Source organism: Bacteroides sp. K03, from assembly GCF_019734355.1.
In the GTDB taxonomy this organism is placed as follows: domain Bacteria; phylum Bacteroidota; class Bacteroidia; order Bacteroidales; family Bacteroidaceae; genus Bacteroides; species Bacteroides nordii.
Genome location: NZ_JAASHC010000023.1, coordinates 72,524 through 88,963, shown reverse-complemented (window position 1 = coordinate 88,963; position 16,440 = coordinate 72,524). Strand labels below are relative to the sequence as shown.

The following is a 16,440-nucleotide window of genomic DNA, read 5'->3' as shown; positions in this document are numbered from 1 at the left end:
CATATCTTTCGTAGTTAACATTTATTAAAGCAATATTCTGCGGAAACATTTGGTTTTAATAGAGTATACGAGGAACAGCTCGAAACTCTACGAAGAATGATGCGAAACTCTACGGACAATGAAGTGAAACTCTACGAAGAGTATACTAAAAGTTCGTAAGATATTACATCTGAAGAGGGTAAATAATAAAAAGACTTTTTGGGAATGTATTAAAAAAATATCTTTATTTCTGTTTCTTTTCTTATTTATGCTTAATGAAGCGGTAGTATTTCTCAAATAAGGTAGGCGAATAATTGAATAATCGTATATAGAAGGATGGCTTTCGGGGACACAATGGATATAGACCTTCTTCTTTAATTTTCTGTATTAACTCCTTTTGGATGGAATGTCCGTCCCTGATACTGCGTTTGAATATCATTATCACTCTGTTTGCAATGTGGTCGTTGAAATAGGATATGATTTTAGGATCATTTTCGTGTTCAAGTCTGAACCTATTGAGTGAACCCATTGCAGTGAGCATATCATAAAAGTTACTTTCTTTGTAGGTATGCATGAATGACTCTTCATTCTGGAAATAGTTATAGAAAGTCCGAGGATAATATTTAATACGCTTAGCCATGTAAATAGCTTTGGGAGTAAACTCCTCATCTTCATGTCCGATAGAAAGAAAAGTGAGGTTGTTCTCGGTAATAAAAGAGCGACGATATGCATACAATGGAATCATCGGCGGATAGTTTTCTCTGATTAAAAACTGTTTGCCGGAGACTATTTTCTCGTCATTCTTATCAATATGATATCCGCCCTTTCGTTGAGTTCCGTTGGGAAGTATATATTGGTAGTTCATTAACATCATATCCAGTTGATTTCCAGACATCTCCTCATAAATATCCTTTAAGCAGTTGGGTATAATACTATCATCTGCATCTAAGAATAATAGATATTCTCCTGTTGCTTCTTTTACACCTCTGTTTCGGGATGCACTAAGCCCGCTGTTAGGGGTAGATACATAACGGGTAAATGAGTACTGTTTACATAATACATCTAAAAGGCTTTGAGTGTTGTCTGTAGAACCATCATTGATCACAATCGCTTCATAATTATTAGTTGGCATGTCTTGTACAGACAATGACCGAAGACACCTCTCAATATACTTTTGTGCATTGTAAGCTGGTATGATAATAGAAATTTTGATATCCATTATTTGAGAATTTTGAATTTGAAAAATGTCTTAATAGTCGCTACAATTTTATTATGCAATAAATATTGCGATTTTTTATAATTATGTATCATAGCTTGTCTCCAGAGCTTGTCTTTGTAGATTTTTACAGATTTATTCCTTAAAAGGCATTCTCTGCAGAAAGTTTCATATTCTTTTATCCATTCTTCCGGGAATGTTTTTTTCTTGCGATGTGCCAACTCATAATGAAGTTCAATAATATGTTCATTGTAACGAACCCCTAAATCCTCCATCATCTGTTTGTAAACCAGATAGGCATCTTTTTGCTGTTTATCAAAAGATACAGAAGATATCTGCGAATCAGAAATCTTGTAGTACATCAAAAAATGAGGGATAACATGAAATTTCAGTTTTTTTATGGCATTGGCCCATAAATCATAATCCTCTGCATAATGATTTTCTTTATATTTAAGTCCGGATTGCTTAAAAGACTGACTGCGGATAAAAGCTGTGGATTGTTGAAATGCACAGCGCAAGAACATCTCAACAGCTATTTTATCATGTTTTACCGGAAATGTAAATTTACCTGTTATATCACCTTGTTCGTTGATTAATTTTACAAAACTACCACAGATATCAATGTCCGGATGCTGCTCCATAAAGTTGTATTGCTCTTCTAATCTATTGGGAAACATAATGTCATCCGCATCACAGAATGCAATATAGGTTGATTGTGCGAGTTTAATACCTTTATTCCGGGTGCCTCCGGCTCCTAAATTCTTCTCGTTTTTAATAACACAAATACGAGGATCAGAAAAAGAATTAGCTATTTCTAAGGTATTGTCTTTTGAACAGTCATCAATAAGTAGTAGCTCAAAGTCTGTGAAAGTTTGATTAAGAATACTGTCTAAAGTCTCTTTTAGAAAAGAGGCTGCATTATACATTGGAACGATTATACTGACTTTTGAAGTACGGCTATAGGCTGTCGTATCCATTCTTTGCTCGTATTATTTTTTTGTTGAGTGCAAGATTGGAAATTTCCATATTCTTTTCTTCACAGTTTCTTGAATTCAAAGGATGGTGAAGGTGGTAAGCTATTGCTTTAAATTTCACTTTTTTCATCTTAATTCCTGAATTATGAAGGCGGATAGCAAGCTCTATATCTTCATGTCCCCAGCCATTAATATCATTATTATAGCCATTTACTGCAATAAAGTCTTTCTTCCAATAAGCCATATTGCACCCTTTTACATGTGTTACATCTTCCGATACCCCACTGAATATATTTGCAAGGAAGGGTATTCTGAATGCATTGAACTTATTGTTACTTCTCATTAAATTACTTTTCTGGGGGCGAAGCGCATTGCGGTGCAGAAAAAATCTTGTTTTAAATGCATTGATGAGTGTACGCCCGCCTCTTATGAAATATCCAGGCTCAGCTATCTCAAGATGATCTGCTATGAAATAAGGGTGCAGTAATATATCTCCATCAATTTGGATGATGTAATCTCCCGTAGCTGCTTTGATGGCCTTGTTCATAATCATTGTTTTCCTAAACCCCTTGTCTTCGTGCCAAATGTGTTGTATGGGGATAGGATATTCAGTCTGAAGCTCTTTAATCATATTCTGAGTTTCAATGGTAGAGCCGTCATCCGCTATAACTATTTCGTACGGATATTGGGTCTGATGCAACACTGTCATAAGGCTAAGTCTTAACGCTTCAGGCCAATTGTAGGTTGAAATGATTAATGAAACTTTCATTGGATATATCTTAATCAGCTTTTGTTTTACTATGTAAAGTAATAAATGCAAAGATAGGGGAAATACTGCATATTTTTGCTCTTTTTTCTGAAAAAGTCTTTTTCTATTAATTATGTCCAACTATATTTGACTATCTTTACCACCTTAATTTACGAAAAGCGGGATATATATATGCAAATCTCTGTTATTATACCAGCTTATAATGCTGCAAAATATTTAAACAGATGTATAGAGTCAGTTGCCAATCAGGATTTACCATATGATTGTTATGAAGCAATTGTAATAAATGATGGTTCAACGGACAACTCCATTGAAATATTGGATTCTTTGTGTGAGAAATATTCATTTTTAAAGTATATTGATGTTGAAAATGAGGGAGTTAGTTGCGCAAGGAATAAGGGGATATTAGAGGCTTGTGGTGAGTATTTGCTTTTTTTGGATGCTGACGATTGCTTCTATCCGAATGTTTTTGAACGTATTTATAAGGAGATGTCTGATGGTAAATTGGATATGATGTTGTTGAATTATAAGCATATTTCTTTGGATGGAAGTTTTTTAGAGCAACCTTATCATATGGAATTGAATGATTCAAATATCATTTCCGGAAGAGAGTTTCTTCTGAGAGATTTTTATCCGGCAATGGTTCCGCTATATGTTTATAAACGCACTTTTCTTATTGCTAATCAATTAAAGATGATTCCTATTAGGCATGAGGATGAAGAATTTGTGCCAAGAGCTATTTTTTATGCAAACAGAATAAAATATCTACCCTTGTGTTTTTATTCTTATTTCCAAAATAGCGGTTCTTTTATGAATCAGTATTGTGAATCTAATGCGCTATATATGGTTGCGGCTATGGTATCGCTGAATAATTTTAAAATTACTGTTAGTAATGATCCAAAGATAGTAGCCTATTTTGATGATCACATTGCTGTGATTATTATGAGATTATTTAAGAACAGCATTCGCTGCGGTGGACGAGGACAGACTGATATGATAAAAAAAATAAAAGAAGGAGGATTACTCCCTCTTAAACCCCGTAAAACTTCTTTTTATTATTGGATGTTTAATATGTCACCGTTTTTTTTCGAAAAGTATTACCGCTTTATAAAACAAAGACCTAAAAAGTAATGGATAAAAAACGAATTTTGTTTTTACATAACGAATTTCCTAGTGGTGGAGCAGATAGAGTGACTATTGATATTGCTGGTTATATATCTCATTATGGATTTGAAGTATATGTTCTGGCGAGAGAAATACGTGATAAGTTTTTATCCAACATAATACTTTTGGAACTGCCGGACAAAGCAAGCATTAATAGTAAAGAAAATGCAGATGCTATTATTGAGACTTTAAAGCAGCTGAGGATTGATATATTTGTTTTGCCTGTTCAAACATTGTCGCATCTGGCACATATACGGAATAATACTAATTGTAAAATAATATTTGCTTTGCATAGTGTTCCTTTTTGGGAGATTGGGCATGATCTTTACAATAAAAAGAAAAAAGCATGGCATTCATTATCCGGGCGAATAAAGTGGATTTTATTTACTTACCCTAAAACCGTTTGGTTTAAGAAATACTATAAACGTCTTTTGGGTGATTATCGTAGGATATACGAACAGGTGGATGTATATACGGTCTTGTGCGAAGGGTATAAACAGACGTTGATTGATAAAATAGGATTGTCTCCTGAGGAAAATAAGATATCTGTAATTCCTAATTCGGAAAAACGGGTTGAGAACATAAATCCGAATAAAAAGAAACAAATTTTATTTGTAGGGCGTATGACCTATGAAGATAAACGTATAGATCGTTTGATAGATATTTGGGAACTGATTTATAGAGAAGTACCGGATTGGGAGTTGATTTTGGTTGGCGACGGGGATGAAAAAGTGTTTCTTCAACAGAGAGCGCAAAAAAAACAATTACAGCGTATCAGCTTTGTAGGATATAGTAGCTGTGTTGATAAATATTATTATAATGCTTCGGTGCTATGTTTGACTTCTAATTATGAAGGATGGCCGCTTTGCCTTACCGAAGCTCAGGCAAATGGAGTGGTACCTGTTGCTTTTGATTGCGTAGCGGGTATACATGAAATTATATCCCCTTCGGGAGAAAATGGAATACTCGTACCTCCATTTTCTTTAAAAGAATATGCGCGTTTGTTAATTGACTTATTGAATGACGCTGATAAACTGCAAAAAATGAAAGGGAATGTTATTCGTAAGTCTATGGATTATGCTCCGGAGGTAATTGGTGAAAAATGGCTAAGGCTATTTGAATCATTATTGTTATCGTCGAAAAAAGAATGGAATTAATAAATTAGAAATTGTTTATGATGGTTAACTTATCATCTCCTTTGGTTTCTGTAATTATACCTGTTTACAATAGTGAGCTTTATTTAGAGGCGTGTGTTGAAAGCGTGATTGGGCAAAGTTATTCTACACTGGAAATAATAATAGTTAATGATGGCTCTACAGATGATAGTTTTACTATTATGGAGAAGTATGCCAAACTTGATGAACGTATTATTATTATAAATAAGAGAAATGGAGGGTTGCCGTCTGCGCGAAAATCAGGGATTGATATTGCTAAAGGGAAATATATTCAACACCTGGATAGCGATGATGTTTTGCTGCCCGGAGCGGTTGAACATTTGGTAGATAAAGCTGAAAATTCCGATGCTGATATTGTTGCAGCACCTTTTTATTTTTGTACATTAGGAAAAGAACCTAAAAGATCTGTATCGATGACTTTTGATACATTATCCGGGATGGAATATTTTAGAGAGATTCTTCAGGGTAGAGGATACTGGAGTGTGTGGGCTAATTTTCAGAAGCGTTCTTTATTCCTTGACCATTCTATAGAGCATGTTCCCGATATTTCTTTAGGTGAAGATGCCATACTGATGGTTCAACTTCTTTCTTTTGCTCAAAAAGTAGTGACTATCGATATGCCTATTTTAAATTATTATGTACGTCCTAATTCTTTGTCACGTTCGGAGGTAGTAAGTGACACGATGTATAAAGACCTTAGGGCTTATCCTACTTGGATAGAGCATTATTTACGGAGAAAGGGGTTAATTAGAGAGTTCGAGGAGGATTTAGCGCATTTGCAACTTCAGAATCTTTTTTTGGCAATGTATTGGAAGCGATATGAAGATGCACCTGCAGATCTGAGAAAAGCGGCTAATGATCTAAAAAGAATGCCCGGATTACGGGCTGGGTTGACTAAACGTCAATTAAAGATTCTATCAGTTTATCAATTGTCAGGTTGGTTAGGTGATTTATATCTATCTTATTATCGTAGTAGAGGGAAAATATAAATAAGATTATAAAGATCGTTTGGTAATCGATAACTCTTCATTTGAGTGCGATAAATATATTATGGGCATTTTCAGAGTAATATTAATATATTAAGGAGATAACGACAGGAATAAAATCGATGTATGATATGGACTGTGGTAACGACAAGATATTGTTTTCCTGGGAATATTAAATATGTCACTTATACACATGGATACACTGTCTTTGTGTACATCAAGACCGCAGTATCGTTCCATAGGCATCAATTTAGATGTTCCTCATAAATATAATATTAATTGAACTGTGAGTTCGTAGTACCAAATTTAGAAGATATAAGGTCTTGATTTTTTTACAAACGGGGGTAGAAAAAAAACTGTTCTTTTAATAAGGCCCGCTTATGAACCGAGATTTTTTATCTATATTTGTCGAATAATATTAAATTCCTGAATAAGTAATGGATAATAGAATTTCGATTGTTTTTACCGTAAACAATTCATATGCTCAGCATTGTTGTGCTGCAATGATATCTGTTCTGGAGAATAATCTTACCAGTAGCATTGATTTCTACATTTTGACGGACTATTTTTCTGATGAAAATAAGAAGTTGTTTGTTTCTGCAGTAGAGGGATATGGTAATAATAATCGTGTTGAGTTTAAATTAGTGGATCATGCTATATTTGAAGGCTTTAAACTCCATATAAAATACATTACTTGTCATACATACTATCGATTGCTAATAGCAGATCTGTTCCCGGAACTTACTCGTATTTTGTATTTAGATGCTGACTTGATTGTTGATGGCCCTATAACCGAATTATGGAAAACTCCTTTGGAGGGTTATTTGTGCGCAGGTGTGAATGATTCCTGGATAGAACGGATAAAATATAAATATAGTATTGGTTTGCAAGAGTCTGATATATATATAAATGCCGGAGTGATTTTGATGAATCTTGAGGCTATGCGTAATGAGAATATAACCGCACTACTGATGGATGTGGCAAAAAAATACTGCGATAAATTTGAGTATCAAGATCAGGACATTATAAATTGGGCTTTAAGAGGAAAGATAAAAGAAGTCCCAGTAATCTATAACTATACGACAGAGGAGGTTCTCCATACAAGGGCAGAAAGTCCGGTTATCATTCACTATACGGGTCGGATCAAACCATGGAGTATTAATGAGGAGTGTTGTAACCCATTGCGGAACCTTTATTTTGAATATCTGAAGAAAACACCTTATAAAGGATTTATTGGTATGTTTAAAAAAGAACGGTTGATTCGAACAATCAAAAAAATGTGTGGAATAAATATTAATCCCAAGAAGATAAAAATAGCTCTCATTATTGACGAGTATTTTGGTGGAATGGGGACTGCCTTTGGAGGGTATGGCTTTCTTGCACGTTATTATATAGCTCGTTATCTACCGAATGAAGAGATGTCTGTGGAAGTTCTCTTAGGAAAGAGTTCTAATAAATGGGAGTATAGAGCTAAGAAAAAGAAAATAGATGGAGTGACAATTATAGTCCCACCCGGTAGAAAATTTGTTTATAAGTGGTTGAAAAGAACCAATTATGATGTCTATCTTACCGTTGAATTGACGCATGATCTTTTGAAGTACGAACACCGGGGAAAGCCTATTATACATTGGATACAAGATCCCAGACCTTGGACCGAATGGCAGGAAATTCAGACAGTAAAGCTCTTTACTGAGTCATGTTATTGGAATTCTGAACTATATGATATGGTGAATCGATTCTATTGTAATGGGCAGCTTAAATTTATATCACAAGGATATTTCTTAAATGAGAAAGCCAAAGTATTGTATCGGTTACCGGAAGATGTAGATATTACTTATTGTGCGAATCCGATAGATATAGATTATACATTTGATCCTGCTACTTATAAAAAAAAGAATCATATAATTTTTATTGGACGTATTGAATCGGTGAAACGAGGATGGCTATTCTGTGAAATAGCGAAAAGAATGCCTCAATATGAATTTTTTATGTTGGGACAAACTTTTAGAGAGAAAAAAGAGAACGAGGTAGTTATGTCGGCATATAAAGCTGGTATCCCTAACCTCCATTTCGTGGGGCATGTAGAGGGTGAAGAGAAAAATGCATACATAAGAGATGCTAAAATATTGGTAAATACCTCTATCCATGAAGCCTTGCCTATCACCTTCCTTGAAGCATTGGCTTATGGTACACTTCTTGTCAGTTGTAGAAATCCTGAGGATTTAACTTCTAAATTTGGAAAATTCGTAGGCACAGTATTGGGCGATGGATTTGATGAAGTTCCTAAATTTGTTTCAGCAATTGAGGAAGTTATGAGTGATGAAGAAAGGCGTAAGAAATTGTCATGTGAGGCCGTTAGTTATATTCGTGAGGTACACTCTGTGCAGAAGTTTCAACGTGATGTGAGACAGCTAATAAAAGATTCTGTAACTAAAAAGTAATTGGATATGTTGAATGCACCCCTTATTTCTATATATTATTCCCGTTTATAATTTGGAGAAGGAAATAGCTAAATATTGGATTCATATCTGTAGTATATTGTGTAGCTTGATATTGTCCTTATACAAACCCTAAAGAGTTGGATATCTGGTCTAGTGATTGATTGTTTCAATTAATCGAGAGACTAAAATTCCTGTAAGCAGCTTCTTAAAATATCTTTTTTTTTGTAACTTTGTGTGTTTTCGGTTTTAACAAATTCTAAAGTAGATAATAAAATTAAAGGTAGTTTCTGTAAACTGAGGATTTTCTCCTATCTTTGCGACTTAATTCTTTTAATGACAAACTAATGAAGGAATTCTTTCAACTCATGCGCCGATTCGTGGCGCCTTACAAAAAATATCTGGGATGGGCTATATTGTTGAATATACTATCTGCTGTACTTAATGTTTTTTCATTTACATTGATTATCCCAATCTTACAGATTCTGTTTAAGATGGATAATAAAGTTTATGAGTTTATTCCATGGGATTCGGGTGCAAGTTTAAAAGAAATAGGGGTGAATAATTTTTATTATTATGTTACCCAAATGATCCAGACGAATGGGGCGTCACTTACCTTACTCTTTTTAGGATTATTTCTTGCTTTTATGACACTGCTGAAAACATCTTGTTATTTTGCTTCTTCAGCTGTAATGGTTCCATTACGCACAGGGGTAGTTCGTGATATTCGCATAATGGTATACTCAAAAGTGATGTCATTGCCATTAGGATTCTTTTCCGAAGAACGTAAGGGAGATATTATTGCACGTATGAGTGGAGATGTCGGTGAGGTAGAAAACTCTATTACCAGTTCGTTGGATATGTTGATTAAGAACCCGATTTTGATCCTTTTCTACTTTAGTACGTTGATTATCACGAGTTGGCAGTTGACTTTGTTTACAATACTTGTATTACCCGGTATGGGATGGGTGATGGGAGTTGTCGGAAAGAAATTAAAACGCCAGTCTTTGGAGGCGCAGGCAAAATGGAGTGATACCATGTCGCAGCTGGAAGAAACTTTGGGGGGGCTCCGTATAATTAAAGCTTTTATTGCGGAGAAGAAAATGGTGGATCGTTTTACAAAGTGTAGTAACGAATATCGGGATGCTACAAATCGTGTCGCTATCAGACAATCATTGGCTCATCCGATGAGTGAATTTTTGGGTACTTTGTTGATTGTGGTTGTGTTATGGTTTGGAGGATCGTTGATATTGGGTAATAACTCTGCTATAGATGCTCCGTCTTTTATTTTTTATATGATTATTTTGTATAGCGTAATTAATCCATTAAAGGAATTCTCAAAGGCGGGCTATAATATACCAAAGGGATTGGCTTCTATGGAGCGTGTGGATAAGATATTGAAAGCAGAAAACAAAATAAAAGAATCTCCGAATCCGAAGCCGTTGAACGGATTGAATGACAAGATCGAGTTTCAAAATATTACGTTCAGTTATGACGAAAAAAGAGAGGTGCTGAAGGATGTTAGTATTACAATACCAAAAGGAAAAACAATCGCTTTAGTTGGACAATCCGGATCCGGCAAGTCTACATTGGTTGATTTGTTGCCTCGCTATCATGATGTGCAAGGAGGAGATATAAAGATTGATGGTACGAGTATTAAGGATGTACGTATATCTGATTTGCGTGGTTTGATTGGAAATGTAAATCAGGATGCTATCCTTTTTAATGATACTTTCTTCAATAACATTGCTTTCGGTGTGGAAAATGCAACTATGGAACAAGTGATAGAGGCTGCCAAAATTGCTAATGCCCATGATTTTATCATGGAAAAGGAAGATGGCTATAATACCAATATCGGAGACCGTGGTGGTAAACTGTCCGGAGGGCAGCGCCAACGTATCAGTATTGCCCGTGCCATATTGAAAAATCCTCCGATTCTGATTCTTGATGAAGCAACTTCTGCTCTTGATACAGAATCTGAACGTCTGGTACAGGAAGCTCTTGAAAGATTAATGAAAACACGTACGACGATTGCTATTGCCCATCGGCTTTCGACAATAAAGAATGCAGATGAAATTTGCGTACTTTATGAAGGAGAGATTGTAGAACGCGGCAAGCATGAAGAATTATTGGAAATGAATGGATACTATAAGCGACTGAATGATATGCAATCCCTTTGATAGAAGGTAAAATGAAAAACGGCAGATATATTGGATGGACAGGTTGTTTGATGATGCTTCTCATAGTAACTACAACGGTTCGGGCCCAAGTGGAAGAGAAAGTTTGTAAGACTGATTACAATATTAATCCTGAACGAGTAGGAGAGTTGTCTGTAGAACTGGATAATATCAGTTTTTTTAAAGATAACGAGTATGCCGGTACTGTGATGAAGGGATATTCATTGCCGGGTATGTGGCTGGAACCTAAGGTTGTCTATTATCCGCTGAAAAATATAAAACTGGAGTTAGGAGCGCATGCATTGATTTATAGCGGTGCTTATAAATTCCCCAACTATGCTTATCATGATATAGCCACCTGGAAAGGAAATCAATACCAACGAGGAACACATATCTTGCCTTATTTCAGAGTGCAATTGGCCTTGTCTCGTGTGAATCTTATTCTGGGAAATATTTATGGTGGTTCCAATCACGGGCTGATTGCTCCTCTTTATAGTCCGGAATTAAACCTGACTGCCGATCCGGAAACGGGATTGCAGTTTTTATATGACTCCCGGCACTTGCATCTGGATGCGTGGGTCAATTGGATGAGCTACATTTTTGAAGAAGATACCCATCAGGAGTCTTTTGTTGTAGGGCTGTCTTCGTTGATAAAATACAATGATCCGAAAGCGCGCTTCCATTACTATACACCTGTGCAAATGACTATTCAACATCGTGGAGGAGAACAGGATACGATCTATACGAATTCGGTACAAACATTGATGAATGGTTCCGTAGGAGCCGGAGTAACCTGGAACGTGAATCGTCCGGTGCTGAAACGAGTGAATGTAGAAGTGGATGCAGTAGCCTATTATCAGCAGGCGGGACATTTATGGCCTTTTGATAAAGGAGTAGGGCTATACGCTGCTGCTTATACTGATCTTAAAGATATACGTATCAAAGGTGGGTATTTTATGTCAAAAGACTTTATCTCTTTGCTTGGCATTCCTTATTTTGGCTCTGTTTCCACGAAAGAAGAAGGGGCGTTTTATAATGATCCGCAAACTCTTTTCCTTTCTGTAGAATATTCTCGCTCATTTGGTAAACACTATGCCCTTGGCGCTAAAGCGGATATTTATCAGTATCTGCCTGGCACTATGACAAAAGCAGATGGGGAAATGATAAAGCCTGGTAGTGCCACCAGCTTTTCTTTTGGTGTTTACCTGCGTGTGAATCCGAGTTTTCTGATAAAGAAGTTCAAGTAGTTTATTTTCTTCCGAAGTCGGCGGGAATTTCGCCCCATTCTTTGGTTTCCCACTTCAGAATAGGGGTAGAATAGGTGTTTTCTTTTAACCACTTCTCGGCACGTTCTATTAATAAGAAAAGCTGTTCCGTTTCAGCGGTGCGTGGCAATTTTGTTTTGCATCTCTTTTGTTTTACCCAACTGATAGCGTTCACACTGTCACTGTAGACGGGCATATCGAATCCTTTTTGTTTCAGGAGGGCAAGTCCATGTACTAATGCCAGGAATTCACCGATATTATTTGTACCTTTCATTGGGCCGAAGTGAAATATTTCCTGTTGACTGGCTACATGTACTCCGCGATACTCCATCGGACCGGGATTACCACTGCAGGCTGCATCTACAGCAAGGCTATTCTCTATTACAGCAGCAGGCAACGTGTGTGAGGTAGGTTTATTTTCTTTTTTGTTTGTGGCATTTTTACCAATATATGCGTAGGGAGATGATGCGAGAGCACGTTCTGCTTCTTCCCGGCTGTCAAATGACTTATATTTGGCTCTTTCGTATCCTTTAATTTGTAGTTGGCAATCAGTCCAGGAAGAATAAATGCCTGGGGTTACGCCTTCCCATACCACATAAAATTTTTGCTTTGCCATTCATCTTTTTATTTATTCGGGTGGTAAAGTTACAAATATATTTTAGTAAGTACTGTATCCTAATTAAATGAACCTATCATTGAAATGCAGATTATCGCAAATTCACGCAAAAATATCGTCTCTCAAGTACAGCAAACCTTCTAATTTGCGAAAAACTGCGATCATTTGCGTTTTAATAAAACGTTGTCATAGTATGAATTAAATTTGAAGTACTACTTATCGAACAAGTTTTCAAGATCAGTTGTTCTCTATATAACAGATTATAAACCCAAAGAAAGGAGACTATGATGCAAAAATCATTTAAAGATGTCCTGAAACACAGGAGAAGTTACTATTCAATCACAAATCAGTCACCTGTTTCTGACGAAGAGATAGAGCGTATCATAAATTTTGCGGTAACCCACGTACCATCGGCTTTTAATTCTCAGTCGACCCGCGTCGTATTACTCTTGGGTGAGAATCATAAGAAACTATGGGAAATAGTGAAAGATGCTATACGGAAGATTGTAACTCCGGAGGCTTTTAAAAATACAGAATCAAAGATTGATAATTGTTTTGAGAGTGGTTATGGTACTGTATTGTTCTTTGAAGATCAATATGTTGTGCAAACGCTGCAGGATACATTTGTCAGTTATAAAGATAATTTTCCTGGGTGGTCTTTACAAACATCGGCCATGCATCAGTTAGCAATCTGGAGTATGTTGGAAGATGCTGGTTTTGGCGCTTCTCTGCAACATTACAATCCTCTGATTGATGAAGAAGTGCGTCGTACCTGGGAATTACCGGCCAGTTGGCATCTGATTGCTGAAATGCCGTTTGGTATGCCGGTTGGAGAACCGGGTGATAAAGAATTTAAAGCACTCTCTGAAAGAGTGAAAGTATTTAAGTGATCACGTCAGGATATAAATCGCTTAAAATCATAACAAATTTAGAGTAAATTGAAGTACAAACTTTATTTATTCTATAATTATATTACCTATCTTTGCTCTGAAAAGAAAAGATAGGTAATTATGATTCGTATATTCCTGACCGGCTATATGGGTGCCGGTAAAACAACTTTAGGGAAAGCTTTTGCCCGAACACTGAACGTACCGTTTGTTGATCTGGACTGGTATATGGAAGAGCGTTTCCATAAGACAGTGGGAGAGTTATTCGCCGAACGCGGTGAAGCAGGTTTTCGTGAACTGGAAAGAAATATGTTGCGTGAGGTAGGTACTTTTGAAAATGTTGTTATCTCTACAGGTGGTGGTGCCCCCTGTTTCTTCGATAATATGGATTTTATGAATCATCATGGTAAAACTGTTTTTTTGAATGTCCATCCCGATGTTTTATTTCATAGACTGCGTGTTGCCAAACAGCAGCGTCCTATTTTACAAGGTAAAGAGGATGAGGAACTGAAAGAATTTATCATTCAGGCGTTGGAGAAACGTGCACCGTTCTATTCTCAGGCCCAGTATGTTTTTAATGCCGATGAATTAGAGGATCGCTCGCAGATTGAAAAATCAGTGCAGCGGCTACGCGATTTATTAAAACTATGACTTATTTGCGCCTTCCGAACCTGTCTTATTTAAAAAACGTGTCTTTCTGATTGTATACTATGGATTTATAACTATTTTTGTTGCCTTAAATATTTTATAAACACAACTGAATACATTAAAATGAGAAAGTGGCGTATTGAAGATTCTGAGGAACTCTACAACATTACTGGTTGGGGTACTTCGTACTTTGGTATAAATGACAAAGGTCATGTGGTTGTTACACCGCGTAAGGATGGCATAGGTGTCGACCTGAAGGAGTTGGTCGATGAACTGCAGTTGCGTGATGTGGCAGCTCCCATGTTGCTGCGTTTTCCGGATATTCTGGATAATCGGATTGAGAAGACAGCATATTGCTTTAAACAAGCTGCTGAAGAGTATGGCTATAAAGCACAGAATTTCATCATTTACCCCATTAAGGTAAATCAGATGCGCCCGGTTGTGGAAGAGATAATCAGTCATGGAAAGAAGTTTAATCTTGGTCTTGAAGCTGGTTCTAAACCGGAACTCCATGCTGTAATTGCTGTTAATACTGATTCTGATTCGTTGATTATCTGCAACGGATATAAAGACGAAAGTTATATTGAACTTGCTTTGCTTGCACAAAAGATGGGCAAGCGTATTTTTCTCGTTGTAGAAAAAATGAATGAGCTGAAACTCATTGCCAAGATGGCGAAGCAATTGAATGTGATGCCCAATATCGGCATTCGTATTAAACTTGCTTCTTCCGGTAGTGGTAAATGGGAAGAATCCGGTGGTGATGCCAGTAAGTTTGGATTGACTTCCAGCGAATTGCTTGAGGCACTTGATTTCCTGGAAAAGAAGGATATGAAAGACTGCTTGAAACTGATTCATTTCCATATTGGTAGTCAGGTGACTAAAATTCGCCGCATAAAGACTGCTTTGCGTGAAGCTTCCCAGTTTTATGTACAACTTCATTCCATGGGCTTTAATGTACAATTTGTTGATATTGGCGGTGGATTGGGAGTTGATTATGACGGAACACGTTCATCGAGCAGCGAAAGTAGTGTGAACTATTCTATTCAGGAGTATGTCAACGACTCTATCTCTACTCTTGTAGATGCCAGTGATAAGAATGGTATTCCTCATCCTAATATTATAACAGAAAGCGGACGTGCATTGACGGCACATCATTCTGTACTTGTTTTTGAAGTTTTGGAAACGACCACACTGCCCGAATGGGATGATGAGGAAGAGATAGCACCGGACGCACACGAATTGGTGCAGGAACTGTATGGTATTTGGGATACCTTGAATCAGAACAAGATGCTTGAAGCCTGGCATGATGCACAGCAGATTCGTGAAGAGGCACTCGATCTGTTCAGTCATGGTATTGTTGACTTGAAAACTCGTGCACAGATTGAACGTCTTTACTGGTCTATCACTCGCGAAGTAAATCAGATCGCAAGTGGGTTGAAGCATGCACCGGATGAGTTCCGTGGTCTGTCTAAACTATTGGCCGATAAATATTTTTGTAATTTCTCGTTATTTCAATCACTGCCGGATTCCTGGGCTATCGATCAGATATTCCCTATTATGCCTATTCAAAGATTGGATGAAAAACCTGAGCGGTCAGCTACTTTGCAGGACATTACTTGTGACTCGGATGGGAAGATTGCAAACTTTATTTCTACGAAGAATGTAGCTCATTATATGCCTGTGCATAGTTTGAAAAGTAAAGAGCCTTATTATCTGGGAGTATTCCTGGTTGGTGCTTATCAGGAAATACTGGGAGATATGCATAACTTGTTTGGGGATACGAATGCAGTACATGTATCTGTAAACGAAAAAGGGTATACTATTGAACAGATCATTGACGGCGAGACTGTAGCAGAAGTGCTGGATTATGTGCAATATAATCCTAAGAAGCTGGTGCGTACATTGGAAACCTGGGTTACAAAATCTGTAAAAGAAGGAAAGATTTCTGTGGAAGAAGGAAAAGAGTTCCTTTCAAATTATCGTTCCGGGCTTTACGGATATACCTATTTGGAATAATAGAACCTTTGGCGAGGGTGTCCGAAAGTAAAATTCGTTATCATTAAAACGCAGATTACGCTAATTTACGCAAAGATTAAATAACTCTGCGGTAATCAGCGTTAATCTGCGTTTTTAAAGTTATATATTG

13 protein-coding genes are annotated in these 16,440 nt (G+C 36.7%); 9 read left to right on the top strand and 4 right to left on the bottom strand.

Translation table 11 applies throughout. From position 1 onward, the window contains the following. Positions 1–241: 241 nt before the first annotated feature. Genes HCG69_RS15055 through HCG69_RS15045 form a run of 3 tightly spaced genes read right to left on the bottom strand, consistent with a single transcriptional unit; the run spans position 242 to position 2,938 of the window. Complete coding sequence (locus HCG69_RS15055; protein WP_221650714.1) at positions 242–1,198, bottom strand: glycosyltransferase; 957 nt, start codon at positions 1,196–1,198, stop codon at positions 242–244. After that, complete coding sequence (locus tag HCG69_RS15050; protein WP_221650713.1) at positions 1,198–2,172, bottom strand: glycosyltransferase family 2 protein; 975 nt, start codon at positions 2,170–2,172, stop codon at positions 1,198–1,200. The genes HCG69_RS15055 and HCG69_RS15050 overlap by 1 nt, the downstream gene beginning before the upstream one ends. Then, a complete protein-coding gene (locus HCG69_RS15045) occupies positions 2,153–2,938 on the bottom strand; it encodes a glycosyltransferase (RefSeq protein ID WP_221650712.1) in 786 nt (261 codons plus the stop codon). Before HCG69_RS15045 ends, HCG69_RS15050 begins: the two co-directional genes overlap by 20 nt. Positions 2,939–3,109: 171 nt before the next feature. On the opposite strand from HCG69_RS15045, the gene HCG69_RS15040 reads away from it, so the two are divergent. From HCG69_RS15040 to HCG69_RS15015, 6 genes are all read left to right on the top strand, one after another. Then, positions 3,110–4,069, top strand: a complete 960-nt coding sequence (locus HCG69_RS15040; RefSeq protein WP_221650711.1) for a glycosyltransferase — start codon at positions 3,110–3,112, stop codon at positions 4,067–4,069. Continuing rightward, positions 4,069–5,259 (top strand): glycosyltransferase, encoded by a 1,191-nt coding sequence (locus tag HCG69_RS15035; RefSeq protein WP_221650710.1) that lies wholly within the window; start codon positions 4,069–4,071, stop codon positions 5,257–5,259. The genes HCG69_RS15040 and HCG69_RS15035 overlap by 1 nt, the downstream gene beginning before the upstream one ends. 17 nt (positions 5,260–5,276) lie before the next feature. Beyond that, a complete protein-coding gene (locus tag HCG69_RS15030) occupies positions 5,277–6,266 on the top strand; it encodes a glycosyltransferase (RefSeq protein ID WP_221650709.1) in 990 nt (329 codons plus the stop codon). Between the two features lie 434 nt (positions 6,267–6,700). After that, complete coding sequence (locus HCG69_RS15025; RefSeq protein WP_221650708.1) at positions 6,701–8,704, top strand: glycosyltransferase; 2,004 nt, start codon at positions 6,701–6,703, stop codon at positions 8,702–8,704. A gap of 344 nt (positions 8,705–9,048) precedes the next feature. Next, entirely contained in the window at positions 9,049–10,881 is a 1,833-nt protein-coding gene (locus HCG69_RS15020) for an ABC transporter ATP-binding protein (RefSeq protein ID WP_221650707.1), read from the top strand. An 11-nt stretch (positions 10,882–10,892) separates the two neighbouring features. Then, a complete protein-coding gene (locus HCG69_RS15015; protein WP_221650706.1) occupies positions 10,893–12,125 on the top strand; it encodes a hypothetical protein in 1,233 nt (410 codons plus the stop codon). Between the two features lies 1 nt (position 12,126). On the opposite strand, the gene HCG69_RS15010 is transcribed toward HCG69_RS15015, so the two are convergent. Further along, positions 12,127–12,759: a viroplasmin family protein gene (locus HCG69_RS15010; protein ID WP_221650705.1), complete on the bottom strand. Its 633-nt coding sequence runs from the start codon at positions 12,757–12,759 to the stop codon at positions 12,127–12,129. A 287-nt stretch (positions 12,760–13,046) separates the two neighbouring features. Here HCG69_RS15010 and HCG69_RS15005 point away from each other — a divergent pair, with 287 nt between their 5' ends. From HCG69_RS15005 to speA, 3 genes are all read left to right on the top strand, one after another. Next, the gene (locus tag HCG69_RS15005; protein ID WP_025866598.1) at positions 13,047–13,649 is read left to right on the top strand and encodes a nitroreductase family protein; all 603 of its coding nucleotides are present in this window, start codon (positions 13,047–13,049) and stop codon (positions 13,647–13,649) included. Between the two features lie 120 nt (positions 13,650–13,769). Continuing rightward, positions 13,770–14,297 carry a shikimate kinase gene (locus tag HCG69_RS15000; RefSeq protein WP_221650704.1) on the top strand — a complete coding sequence of 176 codons (528 nt, stop codon included), beginning with the start codon at positions 13,770–13,772 and terminating at the stop codon, positions 14,295–14,297. 120 nt (positions 14,298–14,417) lie between these two features. Further along, positions 14,418–16,310: a biosynthetic arginine decarboxylase gene (speA, locus tag HCG69_RS14995; RefSeq protein WP_002558706.1), complete on the top strand. Its 1,893-nt coding sequence runs from the start codon at positions 14,418–14,420 to the stop codon at positions 16,308–16,310. Positions 16,311–16,440: the final 130 nt, after the last annotated feature.

Bases quoted from the DNA above. Each gene is read 5' to 3' on its own strand.
- HCG69_RS15000 (WP_221650704.1), top strand. From the start codon at position 13,770: ATGATTCGTATATTCCTGACCGGCTATATGGGTGCCGGTAAAACAACT.
- HCG69_RS15045 (WP_221650712.1), bottom strand. From the start codon at position 2,938: ATGAAAGTTTCATTAATCATTTCAACCTACAATTGGCCTGAAGCGTTA.
- HCG69_RS15005 (WP_025866598.1), top strand. From the start codon at position 13,047: ATGCAAAAATCATTTAAAGATGTCCTGAAACACAGGAGAAGTTACTAT.
- HCG69_RS15050 (WP_221650713.1), bottom strand. From the start codon at position 2,172: ATGGATACGACAGCCTATAGCCGTACTTCAAAAGTCAGTATAATCGTT.
- HCG69_RS15055 (WP_221650714.1), bottom strand. From the start codon at position 1,198: ATGGATATCAAAATTTCTATTATCATACCAGCTTACAATGCACAAAAG.
- HCG69_RS15015 (WP_221650706.1), top strand. From the start codon at position 10,893: ATGAAAAACGGCAGATATATTGGATGGACAGGTTGTTTGATGATGCTT.
- HCG69_RS15020 (WP_221650707.1), top strand. From the start codon at position 9,049: ATGAAGGAATTCTTTCAACTCATGCGCCGATTCGTGGCGCCTTACAAA.
- HCG69_RS15040 (WP_221650711.1), top strand. From the start codon at position 3,110: ATGCAAATCTCTGTTATTATACCAGCTTATAATGCTGCAAAATATTTA.
- HCG69_RS15030 (WP_221650709.1), top strand. From the start codon at position 5,277: ATGATGGTTAACTTATCATCTCCTTTGGTTTCTGTAATTATACCTGTT.
- speA (WP_002558706.1), top strand. From the start codon at position 14,418: ATGAGAAAGTGGCGTATTGAAGATTCTGAGGAACTCTACAACATTACT.
- HCG69_RS15010 (WP_221650705.1), bottom strand. From the start codon at position 12,759: ATGGCAAAGCAAAAATTTTATGTGGTATGGGAAGGCGTAACCCCAGGC.
- HCG69_RS15025 (WP_221650708.1), top strand. From the start codon at position 6,701: ATGGATAATAGAATTTCGATTGTTTTTACCGTAAACAATTCATATGCT.
- HCG69_RS15035 (WP_221650710.1), top strand. From the start codon at position 4,069: ATGGATAAAAAACGAATTTTGTTTTTACATAACGAATTTCCTAGTGGT.